The sequence below is a fragment of the Kutzneria chonburiensis genome (genome assembly GCF_028622115.1).
Taxonomy (GTDB): domain Bacteria; phylum Actinomycetota; class Actinomycetes; order Mycobacteriales; family Pseudonocardiaceae; genus Kutzneria; species Kutzneria chonburiensis.
Genome location: NZ_CP097263.1, coordinates 1,441,474 through 1,467,005, shown reverse-complemented (window position 1 = coordinate 1,467,005; position 25,532 = coordinate 1,441,474). Strand labels below are relative to the sequence as shown.

The 25,532-nt window shown below is 68.4% G+C and carries 19 protein-coding genes; 4 read left to right on the top strand and 15 right to left on the bottom strand.

Annotated features, from left to right (window positions below):
* Nucleotides 1–68: 68 nt before the first annotated feature.
* The 5 genes from M3Q35_RS07015 to M3Q35_RS06995 form a co-directional block, all read right to left on the bottom strand.
* The gene (locus tag M3Q35_RS07015; protein WP_273940827.1) at nt 69–1,514 is read right to left on the bottom strand and encodes a purine-cytosine permease family protein; all 1,446 of its coding nucleotides are present in this window, start codon (nt 1,512–1,514) and stop codon (nt 69–71) included.
* A gap of 68 nt (nt 1,515–1,582) precedes the next feature.
* Nucleotides 1,583–2,296, bottom strand: a complete 714-nt coding sequence (locus M3Q35_RS07010; protein WP_273940826.1) for an enoyl-CoA hydratase/isomerase family protein — start codon at nt 2,294–2,296, stop codon at nt 1,583–1,585.
* Nucleotides 2,293–3,459, bottom strand: a complete 1,167-nt coding sequence (locus M3Q35_RS07005) for an acyl-CoA dehydrogenase family protein (protein ID WP_273940825.1) — start codon at nt 3,457–3,459, stop codon at nt 2,293–2,295. The genes M3Q35_RS07010 and M3Q35_RS07005 overlap by 4 nt, the downstream gene beginning before the upstream one ends.
* A 12-nt stretch (nt 3,460–3,471) precedes the next feature.
* Complete coding sequence (locus M3Q35_RS07000) at nt 3,472–5,499, bottom strand: acetate--CoA ligase family protein (protein WP_273940824.1); 2,028 nt, start codon at nt 5,497–5,499, stop codon at nt 3,472–3,474.
* Nucleotides 5,496–6,287 carry an SDR family oxidoreductase gene (locus tag M3Q35_RS06995; protein WP_273940823.1) on the bottom strand — a complete coding sequence of 264 codons (792 nt, stop codon included), beginning with the start codon at nt 6,285–6,287 and terminating at the stop codon, nt 5,496–5,498. The genes M3Q35_RS07000 and M3Q35_RS06995 overlap by 4 nt, the downstream gene beginning before the upstream one ends.
* Nucleotides 6,288–6,389: 102 nt before the next feature.
* Between M3Q35_RS06995 and M3Q35_RS06990 the strand changes: the two genes are divergently transcribed.
* Complete coding sequence (locus M3Q35_RS06990; protein ID WP_273940822.1) at nt 6,390–6,989, top strand: TetR/AcrR family transcriptional regulator; 600 nt, start codon at nt 6,390–6,392, stop codon at nt 6,987–6,989.
* 23 nt (nt 6,990–7,012) lie between these two features.
* Here the strand turns inward: M3Q35_RS06990 and M3Q35_RS06985 are convergent, their stop codons facing one another.
* The 3 genes from M3Q35_RS06985 to M3Q35_RS06975 form a co-directional block, all read right to left on the bottom strand.
* Nucleotides 7,013–7,786, bottom strand: a complete 774-nt coding sequence (locus M3Q35_RS06985) for an MFS transporter (protein WP_273940821.1) — start codon at nt 7,784–7,786, stop codon at nt 7,013–7,015.
* Nucleotides 7,693–8,268 (bottom strand): MFS transporter, encoded by a 576-nt coding sequence (locus tag M3Q35_RS06980; protein WP_273940820.1) that lies wholly within the window; start codon nt 8,266–8,268, stop codon nt 7,693–7,695. Before M3Q35_RS06980 ends, M3Q35_RS06985 begins: the two co-directional genes overlap by 94 nt.
* Before the next feature lie 172 nt (nt 8,269–8,440).
* Nucleotides 8,441–8,818 carry a hypothetical protein gene (locus tag M3Q35_RS06975; RefSeq protein WP_273940819.1) on the bottom strand — a complete coding sequence of 126 codons (378 nt, stop codon included), beginning with the start codon at nt 8,816–8,818 and terminating at the stop codon, nt 8,441–8,443.
* Between the two features lie 319 nt (nt 8,819–9,137).
* On the opposite strand from M3Q35_RS06975, the gene M3Q35_RS06970 reads away from it, so the two are divergent.
* Nucleotides 9,138–10,370, top strand: coding sequence for an HNH endonuclease signature motif containing protein (locus M3Q35_RS06970; protein ID WP_273940818.1), 1,233 nt, complete (start codon nt 9,138–9,140; stop codon nt 10,368–10,370).
* Between the two features lie 254 nt (nt 10,371–10,624).
* On the opposite strand, the gene M3Q35_RS06965 is transcribed toward M3Q35_RS06970, so the two are convergent.
* The 7 genes from M3Q35_RS06965 to M3Q35_RS06935 form a co-directional block, all read right to left on the bottom strand.
* Entirely contained in the window at nt 10,625–14,287 is a 3,663-nt protein-coding gene (locus tag M3Q35_RS06965) for a WD40 repeat domain-containing protein (RefSeq protein ID WP_273940817.1), read from the bottom strand.
* 74 nt (nt 14,288–14,361) lie between these two features.
* Nucleotides 14,362–17,070, bottom strand: coding sequence for an alkaline phosphatase family protein (locus M3Q35_RS06960; RefSeq protein ID WP_273940816.1), 2,709 nt, complete (start codon nt 17,068–17,070; stop codon nt 14,362–14,364).
* Between the two features lie 4 nt (nt 17,071–17,074).
* Nucleotides 17,075–18,406, bottom strand: a complete 1,332-nt coding sequence (locus M3Q35_RS06955) for an ABC transporter permease (protein ID WP_273940815.1) — start codon at nt 18,404–18,406, stop codon at nt 17,075–17,077.
* A complete protein-coding gene (locus tag M3Q35_RS06950; RefSeq protein ID WP_446685271.1) occupies nt 18,403–19,293 on the bottom strand; it encodes an ABC transporter ATP-binding protein in 891 nt (296 codons plus the stop codon). Before M3Q35_RS06950 ends, M3Q35_RS06955 begins: the two co-directional genes overlap by 4 nt.
* Before the next feature lie 105 nt (nt 19,294–19,398).
* Nucleotides 19,399–20,142: a succinate dehydrogenase/fumarate reductase iron-sulfur subunit gene (locus M3Q35_RS06945; RefSeq protein WP_273940813.1), complete on the bottom strand. Its 744-nt coding sequence runs from the start codon at nt 20,140–20,142 to the stop codon at nt 19,399–19,401.
* Nucleotides 20,139–22,061, bottom strand: a complete 1,923-nt coding sequence (locus M3Q35_RS06940; RefSeq protein WP_273940812.1) for a fumarate reductase/succinate dehydrogenase flavoprotein subunit — start codon at nt 22,059–22,061, stop codon at nt 20,139–20,141. The genes M3Q35_RS06945 and M3Q35_RS06940 overlap by 4 nt, the downstream gene beginning before the upstream one ends.
* A gap of 1 nt (nt 22,062) precedes the next feature.
* Nucleotides 22,063–22,779: a succinate dehydrogenase cytochrome b subunit gene (locus tag M3Q35_RS06935; protein WP_273940811.1), complete on the bottom strand. Its 717-nt coding sequence runs from the start codon at nt 22,777–22,779 to the stop codon at nt 22,063–22,065.
* A gap of 82 nt (nt 22,780–22,861) precedes the next feature.
* Between M3Q35_RS06935 and M3Q35_RS06930 the strand changes: the two genes are divergently transcribed.
* Both M3Q35_RS06930 and M3Q35_RS06925 read left to right on the top strand, forming a co-directional pair.
* Complete coding sequence (locus M3Q35_RS06930) at nt 22,862–23,815, top strand: LysR family transcriptional regulator (RefSeq protein ID WP_273940810.1); 954 nt, start codon at nt 22,862–22,864, stop codon at nt 23,813–23,815.
* A gap of 272 nt (nt 23,816–24,087) precedes the next feature.
* Entirely contained in the window at nt 24,088–25,230 is a 1,143-nt protein-coding gene (locus M3Q35_RS06925; protein ID WP_273940809.1) for an HNH endonuclease signature motif containing protein, read from the top strand.
* The last annotated feature ends 302 nt before the right edge of the window (nt 25,231–25,532 follow it).

Here is a 25,532-nt window from a genome sequence, read left to right as displayed (position 1 = left end):
CAAGCACCGATCAATCCAGGCATCGGGTCATCCCCTGTCTGACGCCTGGATTGATCGGTGAACAACGCTCAGGCGTCGGGATCGAGACCGGCGTCGGCGACCGCCACCCGGGCCCGTTCGGCGGTCAGGTCGAGCGAACGGCACAGCACGAGATAGAGGCCGGCGGCCACCAGCAGACCGATCGGCATGGAGATGTCCGCGCCGCCCAACAACCTCGCCACCGGCCCCTGAAGGTCGCCGACGATGGCGAACGGCATCATCGACGCGAAGCCGACGCCGTAGGCGACCAGGCCACGCCAGCTCCACCGACCGTAGATGCCGTGCGGGTTGAAAATCTCCCGAATCGAGTAATGGCCCCGCCGGACAACGTAGAAGTCGACCAGGTTGATCGCGGTCCACGGCGTGAACAGATAACCGAGGACCGTGAGGAAGTACTCGAAATCCTCGAGGAAGGTGTCGTTGGAGGCGAAGGCAATGGCGGTGGCCAGCACGCCGACCACGATGAGCGCGTAGACCCGCTTGATCGCGGTCGGCCGGAACCGTTTGAGGGAGTCCACGCAGGACAACAGGGTCAGGCTGCCGCCGTAGAAGTTCAGCGTGCCGATGGTGATCAACGGCAGCACCGAGCCGATCAGGAGCACCAGTCCGAAACCGGAGAACACCTTGTCCCCGGCGGACAACACGGCGTCCACGGTGTCGGCCTTGGGGAACAGGCCGGCGGCGAACGTGCCGACGAGCATCATCCACGCCCCGCCGACGCCGGCGCCGAGATACGTCCACCAGAACGACGCCCGCACGCCGACGTCACGCGGCAGGTAGCGGCTGTAGTCGGAGACGTAGATCGACCACGACAGCTGGTACACGGCGGCGGTGAAGAACTGCACCAGGAACGGGGTCAGCGCGAACGCGCCGAGATCCATCTGCTCGGCGCTGAACGGGTGCGCGGCCAGCAGCCCGACCGTGAACACGACCAGCAGCACCAGCATCAGGTAGGTCAGCCAGCGCGAGGCCTTGTGGATGAAGTCGTAGCCGACGATGGCCAACACCACGCTGATCACGGCATAGCCGATGTAGCTGACCGGTTTGGGCAGGTCCACCAGGTGCTGCATGGTCGAGCCGACCAGGATCTGGTTGAAGCCGGTGTACCCGATGTAGGTGACCAGCGCGACGACCCACACGAGTAAGGCGCCGACGAAGCCGAACTGGGGCCGCGACTGCACCATCTGCGGCAGGCCCAGCTGCGGTCCCTGGGTGGAGTGGAACGCCATGAAGAACGTGCCGAAGGCGTTGCCCAGCACGACGGCGATCGCGGTCCAGATCAGGTTGCCGCCGAGCGCGACGCCGATGATGCCGGTGGCGATGGTGGCCAGGTGGGCGTCCCCCGCGAACCACACGGGGAACAGGTGCCACACCTTGCCGTGGCGTTCGGCGATGGGCACGTAGTCGATGGATCGGGCCTCGATGCCCAGGGTCGGTCGGTGTTCGCGTTGAATCGTGGGTGGAATGGCCGCCATGCCTGTTCTCCTCGTTGAGTCGCCGTGGTGGCGGAAGGCGTGCGTCCCCCAGGTTTTGGACGCCCGGCTCAACCGATGCGGTTGAGCGTGGCGTACGCCAGTTGTTCCAGCAACAGCGCGGTTTCCCGGGGCGCGTCGGTGGCCGCGGTGATCACCTGCTTGGCGATGGACACCGCCATCGGCGGTTGTCCGGCCAGCTCAGCCGCGATGTTCAGAGCGGTCGTCAGATGTTCGCCGGCCTCGACCGTCTCGGTGAGCAGGCCCCACGAGTGGGCCTCAACAGTTGACATTTTCCGACCGCGGAGCACCAGGTCCCTGGTCCGGGCCGGGCCGACGGCCCGGACCAGCCGCGTGACGCCGCCGGAGCTGGGCAGGATGCCCAGTCCGACCTCGGGCAGCCCGAACACCGCCGTCTCGTCGGCCACCCGGAGGTCGGCCGCGAGCGCGAGCTCGAAGCCGCCGCCGAGGCAGTAGCCGGCGATCGCCGCGACGGTCGGCTGCGGCAGCGCCGCGACCGCCTCATAGACCGCGCCGCTGGACCGGTAGTACTCGGCGATCGCCTCGGGCGTCATCTCCCGCAGCTCGCCGGTGTCGGCCCCGGCCGAGAACACCTTGTCCCCGCCGGTGATCACCACCGCCCGGCTGCCCTTCACCGCGTCCGACCGCACGGCGTCGAGCAGCCGCGACTCCAACTGCGTGGACAGGGCGTTGAGCTTGGCCTCGCGTTTGAGCGTCACCACCGCGACGTCGCCCTGGCGGGCCACGTCCACTTCCCCGATCACTGGGCCGACGGGAAGGACAGCAGGCCGGTCAGCCCGCGCTTGGCCACCTCGTTGGCGATCACCAGCCGCTGGATCTCCGAGGTGCCCTCCCAGATCCGGTCCACCCGCAGCTCCCGCCACAGCCGCTCGACCGGGTAGTCCCGAATGTACCCGCGGCCGCCGAAGATCTGCACGGCCCGGTCGGCGACCCGGTTGGACGCCTCCGACGCGGCCAGTTTCACGGTCGCCGCCTTGGCGTGCAACAACTTCCGGTCCCCGCCCTGGTCGAACTCCCACGCCACCTGGTGGGTCAGGGCGCGGTTGGTGGCGATGTCCACCACCGAGTCGGCGATCATGCCCTGGATGAGCTGGTGCTCGATCAGCGCCTTGCCGCCCTGGATCCGCTGCCCCGCCCACTCGGACGCCAGCGTCAGCGCGCGCTCGGCCGCGCCGATCGTACGGGCGCCGATCATCAGGCGCTCCTCGGTGAACCAGTCGCGGGTCAGGTCGTAGCCGTTGCCGATGCCGCCGAGCACGGCATCGCCGCCGACCTTCACGTCCTCGAACAGGAATTCCGGGTGCTCGTAGACGAAAGTGTGCGTGTAGCGCGGCGTCCGCTTGACCGAAACGCCGGGCAGGTCCTTGTCCACCAGGAACAACGTGGGCGCGTCACCGACCAGGGCCAGCACGATGAGGAAGTCGGCGGCGTCGCCGACCGTGACGAACCACTTCTCGCCGTTGATCCGGTAGCCGTCGCCGTCCGGGGTGGCCGTGGTCTCGATGCCCGACGGATCGGACCCGGCGCCCGGCTCGGTGATCGCGACGGCGTCGCGTCGGCGGCCTTCGATGTCCGGGATCAGGTAGCGCTCGCGCTGCTCGGGAGTGCAGGCGCGCAGGCAGTTGGCCGGCCGCCATACCGTGTCCCACAAGGCATTCGTGAGCTTGCCGAGCTCGTCCTGCACCACGACCTGCTCCAGCACGGACAGTCCCGCGCCGCCCCAGTCGGCCGGCATGTTGACCGCTTGCAGACCGCTGGCCAGCACGTCCTGGCGGATCGCGTCCAGCGCCGCCACCGACAGGCCGTTGTCGGCCTCGCACGTGTCCTCGTACTGCATGATCTTGCCGGTGAGGTCGGCGGCCCGCTGCTTCAGCTCGGCCAGCCTCGGTGTGTAGGCGAACTCCACGGGTGTTTCTCCTTAGCGTTGCACGATCCTGGCGTCCAGGCCGAGGCAGCCGCCCGGCGTGGCCAGCAGTGGATTGACTTCGAGTTCGGCGATCTCGGGATGGGCGGCGGCGACCTCGGCGATCGCCGCGACGGCATGGGCCGTGGCGGCAAGGTCGACCGGCCGGCGGCCGCGTGCGCCGTGCAGCAGCGGGGCGGCTTTGAGGGCGCGGAGCATGGTTTCGGCCTCGGCCGGCGTGACCGGGGCCAGTGCGAACGTGACGTCCTTGAGGATTTCCGCGAACACGCCGCCGAGTCCGACCATCAGCACCGGGCCGAACCGCGGATCCCGTCGCACACCGACGATCAGCTCGACGCCGTCGGTGGTGTCGGCCATCGCCTCGACGCAGTACTCCGTGACGTCCAGTCTTGTCACCATGTCCTTGTGCGCGGCTCGCAATTTGTCCTCATTGGACAGTCCTATCGCGACACCGCCGGCGTCGGACTTGTGCAGCAGGCCCATGGCCTTCAGCACGACCGGGTAGCCGATCTCGTTCGCCGCTTCGACAACATCTGTTGTCAGACGGGCCGCCGGGAAGCTCAGCCCGCCGGCCTTGAGCAACTCGCGGGCGTCCCAATAACCGTTGCCAGTCACGGGATCGGCCGGCGGTGGGAGGGGCCGGGTGTGCGGTCGTCGATCGGCGTGATCGGCCAGCATGCCGAGCGTTCGGGCGGCGTCGTCGACCACCCGGAACACGCCGATGCCGTTGCGGCGCAACTCGTCGGCGGCAATACTGTCCGAACACATCGTATGCAGGGCAAGGGGTTTGCCGTGCCGGTGCACGTGTTCGGCGATCACCGTGGCGGTGGCGATCTCGCGGGCGGCCAGCTCGGGCCCGTAGTCGCCGTAGCCGCCGAAGTAGCCGGTGACCAGCACCGAGTCGATGTCGGGATCGGCCAGCACCCGGTCGATGGTGCGGGCGAACGACGTGATGTCCTGTTCGCCGGCCCCGGCCAGATCCACCGGGTTGGCCACGCCGGCCGACGGCGGCAGGTCATCCTTGAGTGCTGCTTGCAGCGAATTCCGAAACTCGTTGACGTACAAGCCGTTCGCGTCGGCGATATCGCTCGCCGTGGACGCGTGGCCGCCGCCGTCGGCGATCACCGCCACCCGCCGGGCCGGCCTCGAACCGTGCCGGTGCAACGCGGCGACCAGGTCGGCCATCTCCCGTGGACTGCGCACCCGGTCCACGCCCGCCGCGCGGCAGGCCGCGTCGATCACCGCGCTGTCGCTGGTGAGGGCCCCGGTGTGGGATCGGGCGGCGCGATTGGACGCCGTACTGCTGCCAACCGTAAGCAGGACAACAGGTTTGCCGGCCGCTACGGCTTCTCCCGCGGCCGCGACGAAGTCTCGACCATCCTGGAAGTCTTCGCAGTACGCCGCGATGACCTCGGTGCCCGGGTGATGGGCGTAGGCACGGATCAGATCGGCGGCACCCAGATCGGCCTGGTTGCCCAGCGAGGCGAAGCGGGAGAAGCCCAGGCCGCGGTCGGCCAGGAACTTGCTCAGCTCCAGCGCCATGTTGCCGCTCTGCGAAACCAGGCCGATCGGGCCGTGCGGCAAGGGATTCGAGACGAGGAACAGGTCACTCGTGGCATCGAGGACGCCCAGGCAGTTCGGTCCGAGCAGCACGGCACCGGCGGCACGGATCTTGTCCGCCACCGCGATCTGCGTCGCCCGGCCCTCTTCGCCCAGCTCGGCAAAGCCCGACGTGATGCCGACGATCGCCGTCGCACCGGCGGCCAGCGCGTCGTCCACCGCAGCCTCGAAACCGTTCGCCGGCACCGTGATCACCACACAGTCGACCGGCTTTTGGATCTCGGCCATGGTGCGGTAGGTGGGTTGTCCGAGGACGGGTTCGCCGCGACGGTTGACCAGGTAGACCGGCCGGCTCATGCGCAGGGCTTGGACGCTGATCCAGTTGCCGTACTTGGTTTCGTCGTTGCTGGCGCCGAGAATCGCCACCGCTCGCGGCGTGAACAGCGCGTCGAGGTTCCTCATGCCTCCACCTCCGGCACCGGGTAGCCGGCACCCCAGGCGTCCGCGCCGCCGTCGACAACAACTGTTGTCCCGGTGACGTACGCGCCGCCTTTCGAGGCCAGGAAGGAGATCAGCTCCGAGACGTCCTCCGGCCTGCCGAGCCGGCCGAGCGGCACCGCCTGCGCCCAGCGCTGCCGATCTTCGTCGGTGTAGTTCTCTTGCAGGCCTTCGGTCGCGATCGTGCCCGGGGCCACGCACACCGACCTGATGCCGTAGCGGCTCCACTCCAGCGCGAGGCCGGCCGCCAGGTTCTCCAGCGCCGCGCGGGCCGCGCTGGCGTGCACCATGCCCGGGATGCCGCGGCGCGGCGAGAAGGCGATGAACACGATCACGCCTTCGCGGTTCGGGATCATCGACCTCGTCGCGACCTCCCGGGTCAGCGCCCACGCCGCGTCCACCGCCAGCCGATGCACCGCGCGCCAGCCTCCCGGGCTGATCTGCTCCGCCGGGGCCGCGAACTGCCCGCCGGCATTGTTGACCAGGATGTCGACGCGCCCGTACTCGTTGATCGCGGCGTCGACGACCGTCGTCACGTCCTCACGGATGTCGGCCGTCAGCGCCGTGCATTCACCGCCGGCCTTGACGATCTCTTCCCGCACCGCTTCCAGCGGCTGCGGCCGCCTTCCGCAGATCACCACCCGCGCGCCGCCTTGGGCCAGGTCCAGCGCCGTGGCCCGGCCGATGCCCGTGCCACCCCCGCTGATCACCGCCACCCGGCCCTCGTGCACGTCCGGCCGAAGCACACCCACCGCCGACCTCCCGTCTGACTGACGCGTCAGTCAGGCTCAGTAAACAGGCCGTGTCAAGGGCAGACGGTGCATTTGACTGGCGCGTCAGTTACCCTGGCTGCCATGACCCGTGCCGACGAGGACAGACGCGCCGCGATACTCGACGCCACTTGGCGGCTCATCGCCGAGCGCGGCTACCACGCGGTCCGGATCGCCGACATCGCCAAGGTCTGCGGCACCAGCACCGGGACCGTGCACTACTACTTCCCCGGCAAGCACGACGTGCTCACCGAGGCCCTCAAGCATTGCGTCGAGCACGCTTTCGAGCGTCAGAGCCATGAACTACGGCAGATCGACCACGCTTACGAGCGTCTGCTCAAGCTCATCGACATGCAGCTCCCCAAGGTCGGTCCCGTCCGCGACGAGTGGTCCGTGTGGCTCCAGTACTGGGCCGAGTCCGCCATCCGTCCCGAGCTCCGGCCCGTACACAGCGAGTTCTACGCCCGTTGGCGCGAGACCGTCGTCCGCATCATCCGTCGGGGCCTACGCCAGGGCGTCTTCCGCGACGTCGACGCCGACCAGGTCGCCCTGCGCCTCACCGCCCTCACCGACGGCCTCGCCATCCAGGTCCTCACCGGCTCCCCCGCCGTCACCGTCACCGTCATGCGGGAACTCCTCATCGACTTCGCCCGCCGCGAACTGCTGGTCGGCGCCGTCGCCTGACGCCGTGGCCGTGAATTCCCTGCCTACGCGACCGATTCGTCCGTAGCGCTTGCCAGGGCGCGGTTGTTCAGCACGGGATAGAAAACCAGCGTCACCAGGACGAGAAAAACACCACAGGCGACATACGAGACCTGGACGGCGAACAAGCTGGCGAGAACGCCGCCGAGGCCCGCACCAACCGGCCCCCCGATCATCACCACCAGTCTGCTCGACGAGAGCACCCTCCCCAGGAGTTCATGAGGCACGATCTGCTGCCGCAAGGTGCTCACCACCACTTTCTCCGCGGTCATCAGCGCACCGGTCACGATCATCATCGCGGCCGCAACCCACACGTTGGCGACCAGCCCTAGCACCAGAATGGCCGTGCCCACACCGGCTTTGCCCGCGAGCATCACCGTGCCAGGGCCGAACCGCCTGCTGGCGGCCGCGGCGGCCAGTCCCCCGACAGTCGCGCCCAGCGCGGTGGCCGTCAGCAACAAACCGAAACCGAAATCCGGAAGTGCGAGGACCTCCTTGGCCAGCAGCGCGAGCATCGCGAACTGAGCGGTGGCGGCGACGTTGCCGAGACAGGACACCGTGGCCAACGCCCGCAGGGTCCGGTTCCCGAACAACCACCGAATGCCCTCGACGATGTCGCTCCTGGCGCTCCTGCGCGGAGCTTCGGACGTCCGCTGCGGCTTGACGCCCGTCCGGATCGAGAAGATCAACAGGCCGCTGGCGACGAACGAGAGAGCGTTGCCGGCGAACGGCAGGAAGTTCCACGCGCCGAACAGCGCCGAGCCGAGCGGCGGCCCCATGAAGTCCTCGCCGTTGCTCTCCGCCGCGAGGATCCTTCCGTTCGCCGTTGCCAGGCTCCGCGGATCCCGCGACACGAAATCGGGAATGGCCGACTGAGCGGCGATGTCGAAAAGACCTGGCCGATGCCTAACAGGAATGCCGCGAGCACCAGCCACACCAGGTCCACCTGCGCCGTCAGGATCAGCACCGCGAGAGCGACCAGCACGGCGAACCGGCCCAGGTCGGCCCAGACCATCACCCACCGGCGATCCAGCCGGTCCACCACGACACCGGCGTGCAGCGAGAGCAGCACCCAGGGAATCTCGGCGGCCATGACGACGAAGCTCAACGCCATCGGGCTGCTGGTGCTTTGCAGGACTAGCAGGGGCAACGCGGCGGCGTGCATTCCGGTGCCGATGGCCGACACGAGCGTGGCTCCGAAAAGCCGGTGGAAGCGACTGCCGAGTCGCACCTTCGCGGCGACGGATTCCTTCGGGGTCACGGCGAGCATTCTCCACTTTGCTGCCCAGTGCCGGCCGCGGCTTCCTACCCACAAACGGCCTCATGGCAGGCACCAACCGCCGAGCGCGCGGTGCGGGTGGCGCAGGCGAGCACGGTGGGTGCACTTCGGACCGAGGGCGGCGGCACGCCCCTCCGCCGCCCTCGGTCGTGGACTAGCGGGAGCCGGCGCTCACGCGGGCGCGGCTGTGCAGCGCGAGCAGGGCGATGCCGCCGATGATGCAGACGACCTCGGTGATCACGCTCCAGTACTCCGGCTGGCTGTTGAACTGGTCGTGCTGGCCGAGGAAGCCGACGGTGGCGGCCAGCAGGTAAGAGCCCAAGGTGAGGACTCCGAAGCCGAGCGCGCCGAGCGCGGGCAGCCAGTGCCGCCAGGCCAGGACGGCGATCGCCAGCACGAGGCCGCCGATCGCGTTCAGCAAGAACAGCGGGGTGACGATGCCGGGGTAACCCTGCGTGAACAAGAAGTAGTGCACACCGGCCGAACCCAGCAGCGCCACCGCGACAACGATCCGCAACACCCAACCCATCATGACCGTCCTCCACTTCGTGCCCCTGCTCGACACACGAGCACAGCGTCGGACTGGTTCAGCGGTTGCGCACGCTGGGCGACCCGAGCGGCGTAAGCCGGGGGCGTCGTGTGGGGTGGTGCGGGTGGTTGGTGGGTTGGTGGGTTGGTTTGGGTGGGGGGATTAATTCGGTGTGGTCGCGTGGATTTGGTGTGGAGCCTCTGCGCGATGGCCCAAGGGCTAAAAGCGGGCAGGACGAGCCTGCCCTTGGCCTGTCAATTGTACGCCATCGCGCCCCTCCACACAAAATCCACGCGACTAGTCGGAGTTGCCGTGTTGTGGTGTGGCGGGAAGAAAGAAAAGCCTTTCTGTCGGACGGGATTCACCCGTTAGGGATTCGCGTTCGATCTTGTGTTCGAGTATTCTCAAAGGTATGGAACTCACCCGCGAGATCGAGAACATGGAACTCACCGGGGCCATGTTCGATCTGGTGGTGGGTGCGGATCCGGCGAACCTGACCCAAGAACAGTTGGTCAATTTTGTGGGGGTGGCCCGGAAGGTGCGGGCGGTGTGTGAATGGGCCGAACATGAGGCCCTCAACCACATCGACGACCTCACCGAATTGGCGATGGCGACGAAGGTGTCAGAGCCGGCGCTGGCCCGGTCGCAAGAGGTCGCAGCTGCTCTGGAGACTCATCCTGCGCTGGCGGAGCGGTTCCGCCGGGGTGAGATCGACCTCGCCCGGTTCGCGGCCGTGTGGGAGCGGACCCGCCACCTGTCGGACCCGGCCCAGGTCGCCGAAGTCGACCAGGCCCTGGCCGAACAGGCCGGTGGCATGACCCGGACTCAGGTGTGCCGCAAGGCCACCGCCCTGGTCGCCAAGGCCGATCCCGATGGCCACGAACAGCGCTGCCACAAAGCCAAAAACGACCGGCAGGTCGGGATCTCGGCCTTGCCCGACGGCATGGCCAAACTGACCTGGATCCTCCCGGCTGCTGAGGCTCACCAGCTGTTCCAGCAGATCTGCGCCGACGCCAAGTCGCTGCCGAAGGATGAGCGCACCACCGACCAGAAGCGGTCGGATGTGCTCTGGGATCGTCTGCGGGGCGAGCACACCAACTGGAACGTGCGCACCTTCGTGACGATCTCGATGGAGACCCTGCTCGGGTTGACCAACGACCCCGGCCAGCTCGCCGGCTATGGCCCCATCGCCGCCGAGGCAGCCCGCGAACTCGCGATGCACGGCCCGTTCCGAGGGCTCCTGCTGGATGAGTACCAGCAGATCTCCGCGATCAGCACCGACACCTACCGGCCCACGGCGCTGATGAAGGAGACGTCCGTTGCTCGGGCCGGCGGCACCTGCACCGCACCCGGCTGCACCCTCCCCATCCAGGAACACGACCACATCACTCCCTGGCCCACAGGCCGCACCCAAGCCACCAACCTCCAGGGGCTCTGCACCTGGCACCACCACCGCAAACACGACAACTACACAGTGACCCAGGATTCAGACGGCACCACTCACTGGATCACCCCGGCCGGCCGCCACCACATCACCCGCCCCCTGCGGCACTAACCGGGGAAACGAACGGCGGACAATGGCCACCACAAGGGTGCACAGTGGGAGCCAAAACCCGGCCACCGCCATTCCTTCACACACCGATCGCCAACTCCGCAAATTGGGTCGATTTTGTGTGGAGGGGCGCGATGGCGTACAATTGACAGGCCAAGGGCAGGCTCGTCCTGCCCGCTTTTAGCCCTTGGGCCATCGCGCAGAGGCTCCACACCAAATCGACCCACACACCGAATTATTCCCGCCCAGCACCCACCTCAGCACGGCGCGCGAAACCCCAACCCAGGAAAGTACCGCTCCCAATCCGCCCGCCCCAACCCCGGAGCGACCATCCCACACACACGACCGGCAGCAGCCTCCGGATCAACGTCCCACAGCCGAGCAGTATGGTCCTGACTCGCACTGGCCAATGTGTGCCCGTCAGCACCGAAAACGACCGAATAGACACGCTCGGTATGCCCCGTGAGGTCCGCGAGCGCAACGGGACGACGAACATCGTGCAGGTCCCACAACCGCACCCGCCCGTCAGCGCCGGCGGACGCCAACACGCTTCCATCCCCGTTGAACGCCACCGAATACACCCGGTCGGGGTGGGTGATCGGGTCGATGTGGTCGGCGGGATCGTCCAGGTCCCACAGCCGCACGGTGGCGTCGAAGCTGCTGCTGGCCAGGAACCGCCCGTCCGGGCTGAACGCCACCGACTTCACCTCGGCGCCGTGCCCGGCCAGCAAAACCGGCTTCCCACGGTCGGCGAGGTTCCAGATCCGGATGGTGCCGTCGTCGCCAGCCGCGGCCAGCCGCCGGCCGGCCGGGTCGAACGCGAGCTCGTCGATGCCGGCGGTCATCTCCAACGAGGCGATGGGCCGCGGCGACCGAGGATCGCTCACGTCCAGCAGCATCACGGCACGGTCGCTGCCGCCGGCGGCGAGCAGCTTGCCGTCGTGGCTGTACGCCACGGTGTTGACGGCCTGGGTGAACCCGGCCAGCGGCTCGCCGAGCGGGGTGATGTGCAGCAGGTCGCGGGTGTCCCAGAAACGCACCGTGCCGTCCTTCGACGCCGAGGCCATGGTGCGGCTGTCGGGCGCGAACGCGACGGAGTTCACGGCCTCCTGGTGCGCGGCCAGCACGACCGGCCGCTCGGGGTCGGCGAACTGCCGCACCAGGACGGTGCCGTCGTATCCGGCGGTCGCGACGGCCTTCCCGTTGGGTGCCAACGCCACGTCGAGCACGGCATCGGTGTGCCCGCCGAACACCGGCCCGGCGACGTCCCACAGCCGCACGGTCCGATCCTCGCTGGCGGTGGCCAGGGTGCGCCCGTCGGGGCTGAACGTGGCGGCATAGACCTGCCCGGTGTGCCCGGCCAGCACCGCGAACTGGGCGAGGTCGGCCCGTCCGACGGTCCACAGCCGCACCGTACGGTCAAGGCTGGCGGTAGCCACGGTCCGCCCGTCCGGGGCGAACGCGACGGAGCGGATCTCGGCGGCGCGAGCCAGGACCGACGCGGCCTGGGTGGCCCGCGCGGGATCGGCGACGTCCCACAGCCGCACGGTCTGGTCGGCGCTGCCGCTGACCAGACGCTGTCCGTCCGGGCTGAACGCGAGCGCCCCGACCTGGTCGGTGTGGCCGACCAGCATGCCGACGGCAACCGGATGCCGAAGATCAGCCATGTCCCACAACCGGATCGTGCGATCGCTGCCGGCGGTGGCGAGCAGCTTCCCGTCACCGCGCAACGCCACGGCGAACACGCCGCCGGCGTGGGGCAGCGGATCGCCCAGCTGAGCGGGGTGCTTGGGATTCGTCAGATCCCAGATCCGTACGGTGCGGTCGAGGCTGCCGGTGACGAGCGTCCGGCCGTCGGCGGTGATCGCCGCCGAGGTGACGGACTCGGTGTGCCCCTTGAGAATCACCGGCGGCCCAGGATGCAGAGGATCGCTGATGTCCCAGATCCGCACGGTGTGGTCCCAGCCCACGCCGACCAGCACGCCATGCCCGAAGACGACGCCGTTCACGCCGAGGATCTGCCCGCCGATGGTGCTCAACGGCCGGGTGTGGTGGACGTCGTGGCTGTCCCACAGCCGGACGGTGCCGTCCATGCTGGCGCTGGCCATCAACCGGCCGTCGGACGAGAAGGCCACCCCGCCGACCGCCGCCTTGTGCCCGGACAGCTGCGTGGCGTACGGGGTGCCATACGTGCTCAGCAACGCGCTCCGGGCCTGCTGAGTCGGTGAGAGCCGGTACGCCGCCAAAGCCAGCTGCGCCGATCGCGCCGGATCGGCGGGCCACTCCGCCAACGCCTCCATCGCCACCCGCTGCGACACGGCGACGTTGCGGTCCTCGGCCGCGCCGAGCTCGGCCTGGAAGGCATACACACCAGCAGAAACGGCCACGAGCAGCAGCACCGAAAGCACGGCCACCAACTGCCGTAGCCGCAGGCGTTGCCGCCGCTCACGGGCCAGCTCCTGATCACGGGCGGCCAAGCTGGCGTCAAGGAACTGCCGTTCACGGGCAGTGAGCTGCTCACGGCGACGGCCGTCCCACTCACGGGCCGAGTCGAGGCGCAAACCCCGGTAGAGCGCGCCGGGATCGCGGTCGAGCGACTCCCACGTGTTGGCCGCCTCGGTGAGCTGCCGGTGCACGCGGCGGCCGTCCCGATCCTCGGCCAGCCAGCGCCCCAGCCGCGGCCACGACCGCAGCAGCGCCTCGTGAGTCATCTCCACGGAATCGGTGTCCAGCACGACCAACCGTGCCGCAGCCAGTCGTTCGAGCACGAACGACATGTCGGCGTCCAGCTCGTCCCGGCCGATCCGGGCCTTGACGTCGTTGATGCCGTCGCCGACCGCCGTGAGCCGCAGGAAAAGCTGTCGCACCAACAGTTGCTGCGCAGGCTCGAACTCGGCGTAGACGTCCTCGGCGGTCTTGGCCAGCGCGCCCTCGATGCCGCCGGTGTCCTCGAAACCGTTCAGTGTCAACGTATTGCCGCGCCGTCTTCGCCACGTCTCCAGCAGCGCGTGGGACAGCAACGGCAGCAGCCCCGCCCGGCCGCCGACCTGCGCCACCAACGCCGTCAGCAGGGCGCTCTCCACCCGCGCGCCGGCCCGGGCGGCCGGCTCGACGATGACCTCGCGCAGCTCCTCGGTGGTCATCGCGCCCACCGCTACCTGAGCATCCCTCAAGCGCGCCAACAGATCGGGTGAATCCATGCAGTGGCCGTAAAAGTCCGCCCGCACGCCCAACAGCACGCGGCACTGCCCGCCGGCATCATCGGCCAGGCCGACCAGCCGTGCGATGAACTCGGCCCGCTCGACCGGATCCGCGCAGTGGGTGTACACCTCTTCGAACTGGTCGACCACGATCAGCGTCTCACCGTTGGCGGACAACGCGTCCAGCCGGCTCGACGGGTGTTCACCGGGATTGAACAGCACCACCGACCGGCCCGGCCCCTGCCAGCGCGCGATCACGCCGGCCCGCAGCAGCGAGGACTTGCCGGCGCCGGACGGCCCGAACACGCCGACCAGACGGTTCGCGGCCAGCCGGGCCAGCACCTCGTCGATCAACCTGGTGCGGCCGAAGAACTTGTCCACCTGCTCGGGCCGGAACGTGGACAGCCCGGCATAGGGCGGCTCCTGCTCGTCCGGCTCCGCCGCCGGCTCGTCGGCCAGCTCCGCCGCCACCTGACGCCAGCGCTGCTCCCAGGCCACCACGTCGCCGTCGCAGCCGCGCACGTAGGCCAGCGTCACCGGCAGGCTCGGCAGCTTGCGTCCCGAGGCCGCCTCGGACAGCGTCGCCGCCGAGTAGTGCACCCGCCGGCCCAGCTCCCGGTACGCCGGATTGCTTGCCTTCGCCCGCAACGCCCGCAGATCCGTGGCGAAAGCCACCAGCGATTCTTCCCCCAGCCGCAAAGGCTGCTCACGTCGAGGCACGCCCCCACCCCCCGGCCGCATTGTCCGGGCCGGGCGGGGGCGTGTCCAGACGTCGGACTACCGGATGGCTGGGGTCAGCCGTCCGAGTCGGAGGACGGGATGAAGCCGCCGGGCACCTGGTCCGGTGCGTAGAGCTGCTTCTCCCCCGGGTACGGCGTGGTCCAGCCGTGCGTCTGGTACCACGTCCAGTGGTCCATCTGCAGCGGGTTGGCGTAGTCGGGAACAGCGTCGGACCCGGTCAGGCGCTGCTTGCCGGCCCACTGCTGCCACTGCGCGGCCAGCCCCTGCTTGTCCGCCGGCACGGTGGTCGACGGCTGGGCGTACTGCGTGACGACGTCGTTGCCGCAGCTCGGCGGGGTGGATAGGCCCAGGGTGAGCGAGGTGCGGTTGGGCACGGCGGTGTACGGCGTGAAGTCGGGCTTGGTGGTGAACGCGGAGGCCATCGGCGTTGCGGCGGTGTCCTTCTGGTTCATCGGGTGCATGCCGAGGATCTGCTCGATGGTCCGGATCATGGTGATCTGCGAGTAGTAGTGGTCGTCGACCACACCGTGCCGGGCCCACGGGCTGATGATCTGGATCGGCGCACGGTGCCCGTCGACGTGGTCGAGGCCGGCCTGCGAGTCGTCCTCGGCGATGAAGATCGCCGAGTCCTTCCAGTACGGGCTGTGCGAGATGGTGTCGACGATCCGGCCGACGGCCAGGTCGTTGTCGGCGACCTGCGCGGCCGGGTTGGGCGGGCCGCCGGTGTGGTCGCTGGACAGCCAGAACATGTTCAGGTTGGCCGGCCCGTGCTGGGCGAAGTCCTGCTGCCAGATCTGCTCGCGGTAGATGTCCGGCACCGAGGTGTCGAACTTCGGGAAGCCCGGCACGGACACGCTGTTGAGCGACGGGATGGGCGAGGACGACACCAGCGGGTAGGCGGTGGGCTGCCCGGTGGCGACCATGTTCTTGGTGTCGCAGTACAGGTTCTGCCACGACGCGCCGGCCGGCTTGGTCAGGAACTGCTGGAACTCGCCGAAGTCGCGCACCGACTTGCCGGTGGCCTGGACGCCGGTCCAGAGGAAGCCGGACTCCTGGTGGCCGAGCGCGTCGTCCTCGGTGTCGTAGCTGCGCAGGTACTCGCCGGCCGAGGACTCGGTGTACTCGGGATTGTCGGCCTGCATCAGCCAGTTGTGGCCCTCGGCCGAGTTGGTGCCGATGTCGTAGGTGTTGTCGTACAGGCCGAACTGCTGCTCCAGCGCGTGCTGGTTGGGCGTGACGTTCTCGCCGAACTGGGCCAGCGTCGGGTCGCCGCTGCCGCGCGCGTCGTCCCCGTACACCTGGTCGTAGGTCCGGTTCTCCTTGACGATCAGGAACACGTGCTTGATCGTCGACGGGTCGCCGAGCCGCTGCGGTACCGGCACCGGCTGGGCCTTGTGGCCGTTGGCCGTCTGCGCCGCGTTGTTGGTCCAGCCGTTCTGCTGGAACACCTTGCCGGTGTAGCCGCGGATGGTGCGGTCATCGGGCAGCTTGAACTTCTGCACGCTGGACGTGGTGTCGTGGGTGCCGTGGCCGGCCGCCGTGGTGGGTCGGCGGGCGTCGATGCCCCGCGTGTTGGAGACGACGATCGTGTTGCCGACCGTGGCGATGGCCGTCGGGAAGTAGTCCGTGGGCAGCAGGCCGACGTAGCTCACCGGCTCCTGGGCCTTCGAGAACCGGTACACGGCAACGGCATTGGCCCGGCCGAGCGTGACGAGCAGGTGCCCGTCGCCGGTGACGGTGATGCCGTCGGGCTCGTAGCCGACGGTCGCCTCGGGCCACGGCCGGGTCGCGATCGTCTGCACGACCTTGTCCCGACCGGTGTCGATCACCGACACGTCGTTGCTCGCGGTGTTGGCCACGAACAGCGTGTTTCCCTTGGCGTACAAGGCGGTCGGGTGCAGGCCGACATCGATGCTGCGGACCGTCGAGCCGGCCGGGTCGATCACGCTGACCGTGCCGGTCGTCGTCGCGCCGGTCGCCGGATTGGCGGGCACCTGGGTGTTGTACGAGTTCAGCGTGGTGTCGCCGGGGACCGCGGGGCGGCCGCCCTCGTTGCTGACGTAGAGCTTCGAGCCGATGCGGACCAGGTCACGTGGCGCGTTGCCGACGGCCCAGCTCTGCGTGATGGCTCCGCTGGCCGCGTTGATCGCCACGACCCGGTTCTGGCCGTTGACCGCGGCGTACACGGTGGTGCCGTCGGCCGAGAACACCGCCTGCGCCGGCAGGCCGTGCTTGGCGCCGTCGGCCGGGATGCTGACGAAGGTCGGGGTGGCCAGCGAGCCGTCGGCGTTGACCGTGAAGCGGCGGTAGCCGTCGGTCTGGGCCATCCACAGCGTCTTGCCGTCCGGCGAGTACGACGGGCCTTCCTGGCCGACGTCGTTGCCGGGGATCTTCAGATCGGCGGTGGCGGAGTTGCCGACGAGCTGCTGCACCTTCCAGCTCTTCAGGTCGACGACGGCCAGCGCCAGCCCGCCGTCGGTGATCAGCGCGGCCAGGTGGCTGCCGTCGGGGCTGACCGCGGAGGCCATGATCTTGCCGTTGTTCAGGACCAGCCGGTCGCCGATCGGGTTCAGGTACTGGTCGCTGGAGATCACCTGGCCCTGCGGCGTGATGTCGCCGACCCGCTCGGTGCCGAACTGCTTGGTCGACGCCGAGCCGACGCCGGTTCCCAGGACGACCAGCGCCAGGGTTGCGGCGCCGGCGACCAGGACTCTTGGCCGGCTTCGTCTTCCGGTCGACTTTCTGCGGCGTGTCACCTGCATGAGCTCATCCCTTCGACAGCAGTTCGAGGTGGCCGTCGAACTGCCACAGCGGGTTGGGTTGGTCCCCGTTCGGGGTGTGCACCTGGAAGTAGCCGTTGACTTCCTTCGGCCCATCGCCGTCGGCCACGTACTGGCCATCGGAGGCGATGTCGAGCTGGTAGATCGCCTGGCCCGCGATGGTCGTGCCGGGCAGGTGCCACGACACGACGCAGCGCCAGTCGTTGCCGGGGCCGTCCGCCTCGACGAGCCCATCGCCCTTCGTGCAGGCGACCGTGCTGGCCAACTGCTCCTCCGTCACGTCAGGGCGGTGGAGCTGCTGGGTCTGCAGCCGGTAGAGGCGGCCGAAGGCCGTGGCCACGGACTGCTGGACCTTGTTCTGGTCGATGCCGGAGCCGGTCGACGGCGAGGCCACGGCCAGCACGCCCATCGTGACGACCAGCAGCCCGACCAGCGGGGCGGCGGCGACGGTGAGGGCTCGGCGGCCGACGCCGTCGTTGCTCAGGTTGGTGAAGTCGCGGCGCATGAACACGATGTACGCCAACGAAGTCGCCGCGACGGCCCACACCAGGCTGACCGCAACGCCGATCAGCAGGGGGCCGAGTTGCGCCGGTGTGGTGAACAGGCCGGTCCAGGCGATGAAGGCGTAGCTCGGCAGGGCGAGGCGGACGGCGACGGGCAGCGGCAACAGCTGCGCAACGCCCATGCCCAGCGCCACGACGGCCGGCAGCAGCAAGCCCATCGGAGAGCGGCCGAACACCACCGAGCCGAGGAGCCCGATACCGGCCAGCGCCAAAGTCGGTGCCAGCACACAGATCCAGGCCAGTGCGACCAGTCCGGCGGCCTCGCCCGGCGGCAGAAGTTGGCCGTCCAGGGCGACGAGCGGTTGGCTGCCGACAGCCACAAGCCCGCCGACCGCGCCGGAGACAGCCAACCCTATGACCAGCAGCAGGATCACGGTCAGGCTGGCCAGCGCCTTCGACACGAAGATCCGGCGGTAGGACCGCATGGCCACCAGCAGATGCCGCCACGTGCCGAGCCGGTCCTCGGCCGCGAACACGTCGCCGGCCACCACGGAAGTCAGCAGCGGCAACGCATACGTGCCGGCGAAGCCCAGCAGCACCAACGGGCCGGCCCAGCCGGAGATGTTCATCCAGCGGCCGAACAAGGTGTCGGTCGGCAGGTCGCTCTGCTGGCTCACCGCCGCCACGAACAGCGCCGGGGCCAGCCAGCAGGCCAGCACCAGCAGCCGGATCCGCCACTGCGACACCAACTTGACCATCTCGAACCGGTAGCCGCGGACCACCGGGACCTCGGCACGTTCGAGGACGGCGGTCATCGGGCGGCCTCCTCGGTCAGCGCCAGGAATGCCGCTTCCAGCGGCGACACGACCGGGGCCAGCTCCCGCACGGCCGTGCCGGCCCGGACCAGGCGTGACACGAGCTCGTCCAGGGCCGGAATCTCCGCTCGCACAACGAGAAGCTCGCCGCTGTCGACGACGGTGATACCGGGCGTCTCGGCGGCGGTCTCGGCTGCGACTAATGGATCCGAGGTGCGTAACCGATAGTCGAGTTCGCGGTTCTCGGCGGACAGTTTGTCGAGTGGGCCGGTGAAAACCACGCGGCCGGTGGCGAGAATGGTGACCTCGGTGCACAGCGCCTCGACGTCGTCCATGCGATGGCTGGACACGATAACGGTCACACCGTTATCAGCCAATCGAGTGAGGACGCCGTGCACATGCCGTTTGCCGGCTGGATCGAGACCGTTGGATGGCTCGTCCAGCACCAGCAGTCGGGGCTCGGTCAACAGCGCCGCGGCGAGGCCGAGTCGTTGCCGCATACCGAGGGAGAAGCCGCGCACCTTGTCATCGGCGACGTCGCTGAGCCCGACATCGGCCAACACGTCGTCGATGCTTGCAGAGCGCCCTCGCAGCTTGGCCAGCGCGGCCAAGTTCTGTCGGGCGGTGAGCTGCGGATACAGGCCGGGGCCGTCCACGAAGCCGGCGACACCGTCCGGTGCGGTCAGCGCCCGGCCGACCGGCGCGCCGAGGATCTCCAGGCTGCCCTCGTCCGGCACGGCCAAGCCCAGCAGCAGCCCCAGCAGCGTCGTCTTGCCGGCCCCGTTCGGCCCGACCAGCCCGTGGATCTGCCCGGCCGCGAGGTCGAGGTCGACGCCGTCCAGTGCAACGACGTCGCCGAAGCACTTGGTGATCCCACGTGCCCGCACCGCGTCCATGGTCAAGGAACGTAGGCCACGTTTCGTGACACCGAGAAGGTCCCAAGTTTAACGTTCACTGAACTCGTCCGGGTGACTCGGACAAGCGAGCAGGATTCACCGCCTGGTGCGGCTGGCCTTCAGGAATTCCCGGTTGAGCGTGGCGATGCTGGCGAACGGAATGCCCTTGGGACAGGACCCGACGCACTCGCCGGTGTTGGTGCAGCCGCCGAAGCCCTCGTCGTCCATGGTGTCGACCATGTCCAGCACCCGTTGCGCCCGTTCGGGCTCGCCCTGCGGCAGCAGGCTGAGGTGGGTCACCTTGGCCGCGGTGAACAGCATCGCCGAGCCGTTGGGGCAGGCGGCGACGCAGGCCCCGCAGCCGATGCAGGTGGCGTTGTCGAAGGCCAGGTCGGCCGACGGCTTGGGCACCGGCGTGGCGTGCGCGTCCGGCGCGCTGCCGGTCGGGGCGGTGATGTAGCCGCCGGCCTGCACGATCCGGTCCAGCGCCGACCGGTCCACGACCAGGTCTTTGATGATCGGGAAACCCTTGGCCCGCCACGGTTCCACGTCGATCGTGTCGCCGTCGGAGAACGAGCGCAGGTGCAGCTGGCACGAGGTCGTGCGCTCGGGGCCGTGGGCCTGGCCGTTGATCACAACGCCGCAGGAGCCGCAGATGCCCTCGCGGCAGTCGTGGTCGAAGGCCACCGGTTCCTCGCCGGCCGCGATCAGGTCCTGGTTGAGAACGTCGAGCAGCTCCAGGAACGACATGTCCGGGCTGACGTCGTCGACCGGGTAGGCGACGAGTTTGCCGTCAGCCTTGGGACCGGCCTGCCGCCAGATGCGAACGGTGAGTTTCACGTGTAGCTCCGCTGGGTGGGGTGGACGTGCTCGAAGGCCAGTTCCTCGCGGTGCAGCACGGGAATCTCGCCGTGCTCCCACGCGGCGACGTAAGCGAAGTTGCCGTCGTCGCGCTGGGCCTCGCCCTCGGGCGTCTGGTGCTCCTCGCGGAAGTGCCCGCCACACGACTCCTCGCGGTGCAGTGCGTCGATCAGCAGCAGTTCCGCCAGTTCAAGGAAGTCGGCCACCCGGTTGGCCTTCTCCAACTCCTGGTTGAGCTCGTCCTTTGAGCCGAGGATGCGGACGTCACGCCAGAACTCGGCGCGCAGCTCGGGAATCCGTTCCAGGGCCTTGGTCAGGCCCTCACGGGTGCGGGACATGCCGCAGTAGTCCCACATCAACACGCCCAGCTCGCGGTGGAACGAGTCCACCGACCGCTTTCCCTTGACGTTGAGCAGTTTCTCGATCCGTTGCCGCACCTGGGCTTCTGTGTTTCGGACTTCCTCGCGGCCGGCGTCGATGGTGTCGAGCTTGGTGCCGCCGAGGTAGTCGTTGAGGGTGGCCGGCAGCACGAAGTAGCCGTCGGCCAGGCCCTGCATCAAGGCCGACGCCCCGAGCCGATTGGCGCCGTGATCGGAGAAATTGGCTTCACCGATGACGAACAGGCCGGGGATCGTGCTCTGGAGGTCGTAGTCGACCCACAATCCGCCCATGGTGTAGTGGATCGCCGGGTAGATCCGCATCGGGACCTGGTACGGGTCCTCGGCCGTGATCCGTTGGTACATGTCGAACAGGTTGCCGTAGCGGGCCTCGATCGCCGGCCGGCCAAGGCGTTTGATCGCATCGGCGAAGTCCAGGTAGACGCCGAGGCCGCCCGGACCGACGCCGTACCCGGCGTCGCACATGTTCTTGGCCGCGCGGGAAGCGATGTCGCGTGGCACGAGGTTGCCGAAGCTCGGGTACTGGCGTTCGAGGTAGTAGTCCCGCTCGTCCTCGGGAATGTCCTGCGGCGGCCGGGTGTCGGACTGCCTTTTCGGCACCCAGATCCGGCCGTCGTTGCGCAGCGACTCGCTCATCAGGGTCAGCTTCGACTGGTGCTCGCCGGAGCGCGGGATGCAGGTGGGGTGGATCTGCGTGAAGCACGGGTTGGCGAAGTAAGCGCCGCGCTTGTGGGCCCGCCAGATCGCGGTCGCGTTGGAGCCCTTGGCATTCGTGGACAGGTAGAACACGTTCCCGTAGCCGCCGGTGGCCAGCACCACGGCATCGGCCAGGTGCGTGGTGATCTCCCCGGTGATCAGGTCGCGGGCCACGATGCCACGGGCCTTGCCGTCGACCACGATCAGGTCGAGCATCTCGGTGCGGGCGTGGAGCTCCACGTTGCCGGCGTCGATCTGCCGCGAGAGCGCCTGGTACGCCCCGATCAGCAGCTGTTGGCCCGTCTGCCCTCGGGCGTAGAACGTGCGCTGCACCTGCACGCCGCCGAACGACCGCGTGTCCAGCAGGCCGCCGTACTCACGGGCGAACGGCACGCCCTGGGCCACCGCCTGGTCGATGATCTGCCCGGAGACCTGGGCCAGTCGGTACACATTGGACTCTCGGGAGCGGAAGTCGCCGCCCTTCACCGTGTCGTAGAACAGGCGGTAGGTCGAGTCGCCGTCGTTGCGGTAGTTCTTGGCCGCGTTGATCCCGCCCTGCGCCGCGACCGAGTGGGCCCGCCTCGGGGAGTCCTGGAAGCAGAACTGCACCACGTGATAGCCCTGCTCGGCCAGTGTCGCTCCCGCCGAGCCGCCGGCAAGGCCGGTGCCGACGACGATCACGCGGTGCTTGCGCCGGTTGGCCGGGTTCACCAGTTTGGCGGTGAACTTCCTTTCGTCCCAACGCTTCTCCAGCGGGACTTGCGGCGCGGCGGTGTCGGCGATCGGGTTGCCTTCGACGTACATGTCAGTGCACCAATCCCGTCATGACGGCGATCGGCACGACCGCGAAGCCGGCCGTGGTGACGATCGCCATCGCGCTGCCGAAGACCTTGAGCGCCCGTTCCCTGGTCACGCTGGTGACGCCGAGCGTGCGGGCGGCGCTGGCGAAGCCGTGGTTGATGTGCAGGCCGAGCATCGCCAGAGCGACCAGGTAGATGACGTTGACCCACCAGACCTGGAAGTCGGCCACGAGGTTGTGGTACGGATCGCCGGCGATGAAGTCCTGGTTCACCTTGCCGACGGTCAGGTCGAGGATGTGCCAGACGATGAACACCGCCAGCGTGGCCCCGCCCCAGCGCATCGTGTGCACGGCGAAGGTGGCCCTCATCGGCCGGCGGTGGGCGTAGCGCACCGGGCGGGCCCGATGGTCGCGGCGGACCAACTGCACGGTCGCGGTGATGTGCAGCACCACGGCGAGGATCAGGCCTGTTCGCATGATCCACAGGAACCACTCGTAGTGCAGCACCGGCTCGCCGATCGTGCGGAGCCAGTGCGCGTAGGCGTTGAGGTCGTTCGCACCGAAGAAGGTCTTGAGATTGCCGACCATGTGCGCGAACACGAACCCGAGCAGGGCCGCGCCCGTGACCGCCATGACGATCTTCTTGCCGATCGTCGAGTCCCAGAACTGCCGGGCGGCCGGTCGGTTCCGCCGGGCGGGCCGCTGCGCCGCTTCGATGACCACCTCAGGGACGCTAGGCCGAGTGTTTCGAGAGGTCAAAGACATCGTAACTACCGTATCGATAGCCTTCAGCTATTATTGGTGGATGCAGTTCCAGCAGCTCGCCTACTTCGTCGCGGTCGCCGAGCACCGGCACTTCACGCGCGCCGCCGAGCACGTGCGGGTGGCGCAACCTTCGCTGTCCCAACAGATCCGGGCCTTGGAGCACGACCTCGGCGCGCCGCTTTTCCACCGGATCCGGGGGAACGTGACGTTGACCGAGGCCGGCGAGACCCTGTTGCCGATCGCCCGGCGCATCTTGGCCGAGATCGAGGGGGCGCGACGGGCCATCCGCGAGCTCGACGAGCTCGAGCGTGGCCGGGTTCGGCTCGGTGCGCCGCCCAGCCTGTGCACCGGTCTGCTGCCGGCGATCCTGTCCGCGTTTCGCCGTCGGTATCCCGGGATTCAGTTGGAGCTACACGAAAGCGGGTCCGGTGATCTGCGGGCGCGGTTGGCTGAGGGTGCGTTGGACCTGGCGCTGTTGGCCGGGCCTCGGCATGCCGGTGACCATCAGTTGTCCACTACCGAGCTTCTGCTTGAGGAGCTCGTGTTGATCTCTGCGGGCGATGCGCATCCGTCGGAGTACCGTCTGGCGGTCCGGGAACTGGTTGACGTGCCGCTGGTGATGTTCCGGCGTGGTTATGACGTACGCGACGTCACGGTTAATGCTTGCCGGGCGGCGGGGTTCGAGCCTTCGTTTGCCATCGAGGGTGGCGAGATGGACGCGGTGCTTGAGCTCGTCAGGGCGGGGGTCGGGGCGGCGGTCGTGCCCAGCACGGTCGTCGGGGGGCGTTTTCGTATGACCCGGTTTGCGGCTGACGCGGGCATGACGCGGATCGTGCAGCTTGCTTATCGTCAGGGGGTTGACCCGACGCGTGCTGTTCGGGCGCTGCGGTCCGCCATTCTTGCGTTTATCGCTGATCCTGCGCGGCGTTCGTCGCTGCCTGTGGGGACTGAGCCGCTGGTTGACTTCGCTGGGTTGGGACTGGGGTTGGGGTAGCGGGGATTGGCGTAGCGGGGGATTAGTTCGGTGTGGTCGCGTGGATTTGGTGTGGAGCCTCTGCGCGATGGCCCAAGGGCTAAAAGCGGGCAGGACGAGCCTGCCCTTGGCCTGTCAATTGTACGCCATCGCGCCCCTCCACACAAAATCCACGCGACTGGTACGAGTTGCCGTGTTGCGGTGTGGCGGGGAGAAAGAAAAGCCTTTCTGCCTGGCGGGATTCACCCGTTAGGGATTCGTGTTCGATCTTGTGTTCGAGTATTCTCAAAGGTATGGAACTCACCCGCGACATCGAGCACCTGGAACCCATCGGGGCCCTGTTCGATCTGGTGGTGGGAGTGGATCCGGCAAGCCTGACCCAAGAACAGTTGGTCAATTTCGTGGGGGTGGCCCGGAAGGTGCGGGCCGTGTGTGAATGGGCCGAACATGAGGCCCTCAACCACATCGACGACCTCACCGAATTGGCGATGGCCACGAAGGTCTCGGAGCCGGCCCTGGCCCGGTCGCAAGAGGTCGCCGCTGCTCTGGAGACTCACCCTGCGCTGGCGGAGCGGTTCCGCCGGGGTGAGATCGACCTGGCCCGGTTCGCGGCGGTCCACGAGCGGACCCGCCACCTCGCCGACCCGGCCCAGGTCGCCGACGTCGACCAGGCCCTGGCCGAGCAGGCCGGTGGTATGACCCGGACTCAGGTGTGTCGCAAGGCCACCGCGCTGGTCGCCAAGGCCGACCCCGATGGCCACGAGCAGCGCTGCCACAAGGCCAAGGACGACCGGCAGGTCGGACTCTCTGCCTTGCCTGACGGTATGGCCAAGCTGACCTGGATCCTCCCGGCTGCTGAGGCTCACCAGCTGTTCCAGCAGATCTGCGCGGATGCGAAGTCGCTGCCGAAGGATGAGCGCACCACCGACCAGAAACGCTCCGATGTGCTCTGGGACCGTCTGCGGGGCAAGCACACCAACTGGAACGTGCGGACCTTCGTGACGATCTCGATGGAGACCCTGCTCGGGTTGACCAACGACCCCGGTCAGCTCGCCGGCTATGGCCCGATCGCGGCCGAGGCGGCCCGGGAGCTGGCCATGCACGGCCCCTTCCGGGGACTCCTCCTCGACGAGTACCAGCAGATCTCCGCGATCAGCACCGACACCTACCGGCCCACGGCACTGATGAAAGAGACGTCCGTTGCTCGGGCCGGCGGGACCTGCACCGCCCCCGGCTGCACCCTGCCCATCCAGGAACACGACCACATCACCCCCTGGCCCACAGGTCAGACAGAGGCGACCAACCTGCAAGGGCTCTGCACCTGGCACCACCACCGCAAACACGACAACTACACAGTGACCCAGGATTCAGACGGCACCACCCACTGGATCACCCCGGCCGGCCGCCACCACACCACCCACCCCATGCGCCACTAATGGGAGCGGGAAACGAACAACGGGAAAAGTTTTGCAACTCCACCACCCCACCGGCGCGACAACGGCCACCGAAGGTCGGAAAGCGGAGCCAAAGCCAGCCACCGCATTCCCTCGCACCTCCGCCGCCAACTCCCCGAATTGGGTCGATTTTGTGTGGAGGGGCGCGATGGCGTACAATTGACAGGCCAAGGGCAGGCTCGTCCTGCCCGCTTTTAGCCCTTGGGCCATCGCGCAGAGGCTCCACACCAAATCGACCCATAAACCGAAGAACCCCCGGAAAACTACGCAGCACGCGCACCAAA

Excerpts from the sequence above, each read along its gene's own strand:
- M3Q35_RS07015 (WP_273940827.1), bottom strand. The coding sequence starts at position 1,514 with ATGGCGGCCATTCCACCCACGATTCAACGCGAACACCGACCGACCCTG.
- M3Q35_RS07000 (WP_273940824.1), bottom strand. The coding sequence starts at position 5,499 with ATGAGGAACCTCGACGCGCTGTTCACGCCGCGAGCGGTGGCGATTCTC.
- M3Q35_RS06990 (WP_273940822.1), top strand. The coding sequence starts at position 6,390 with ATGACCCGTGCCGACGAGGACAGACGCGCCGCGATACTCGACGCCACT.
- M3Q35_RS06985 (WP_273940821.1), bottom strand. The coding sequence starts at position 7,786 with ATGGGGCCGCCGCTCGGCTCGGCGCTGTTCGGCGCGTGGAACTTCCTG.
- M3Q35_RS06975 (WP_273940819.1), bottom strand. The coding sequence starts at position 8,818 with ATGATGGGTTGGGTGTTGCGGATCGTTGTCGCGGTGGCGCTGCTGGGT.
- M3Q35_RS06960 (WP_273940816.1), bottom strand. The coding sequence starts at position 17,070 with ATGCAGGTGACACGCCGCAGAAAGTCGACCGGAAGACGAAGCCGGCCA.
- M3Q35_RS06955 (WP_273940815.1), bottom strand. The coding sequence starts at position 18,406 with ATGACCGCCGTCCTCGAACGTGCCGAGGTCCCGGTGGTCCGCGGCTAC.
- M3Q35_RS06940 (WP_273940812.1), bottom strand. The coding sequence starts at position 22,061 with ATGTACGTCGAAGGCAACCCGATCGCCGACACCGCCGCGCCGCAAGTC.
- M3Q35_RS06930 (WP_273940810.1), top strand. The coding sequence starts at position 22,862 with ATGCAGTTCCAGCAGCTCGCCTACTTCGTCGCGGTCGCCGAGCACCGG.
- M3Q35_RS06925 (WP_273940809.1), top strand. The coding sequence starts at position 24,088 with ATGGAACTCACCCGCGACATCGAGCACCTGGAACCCATCGGGGCCCTG.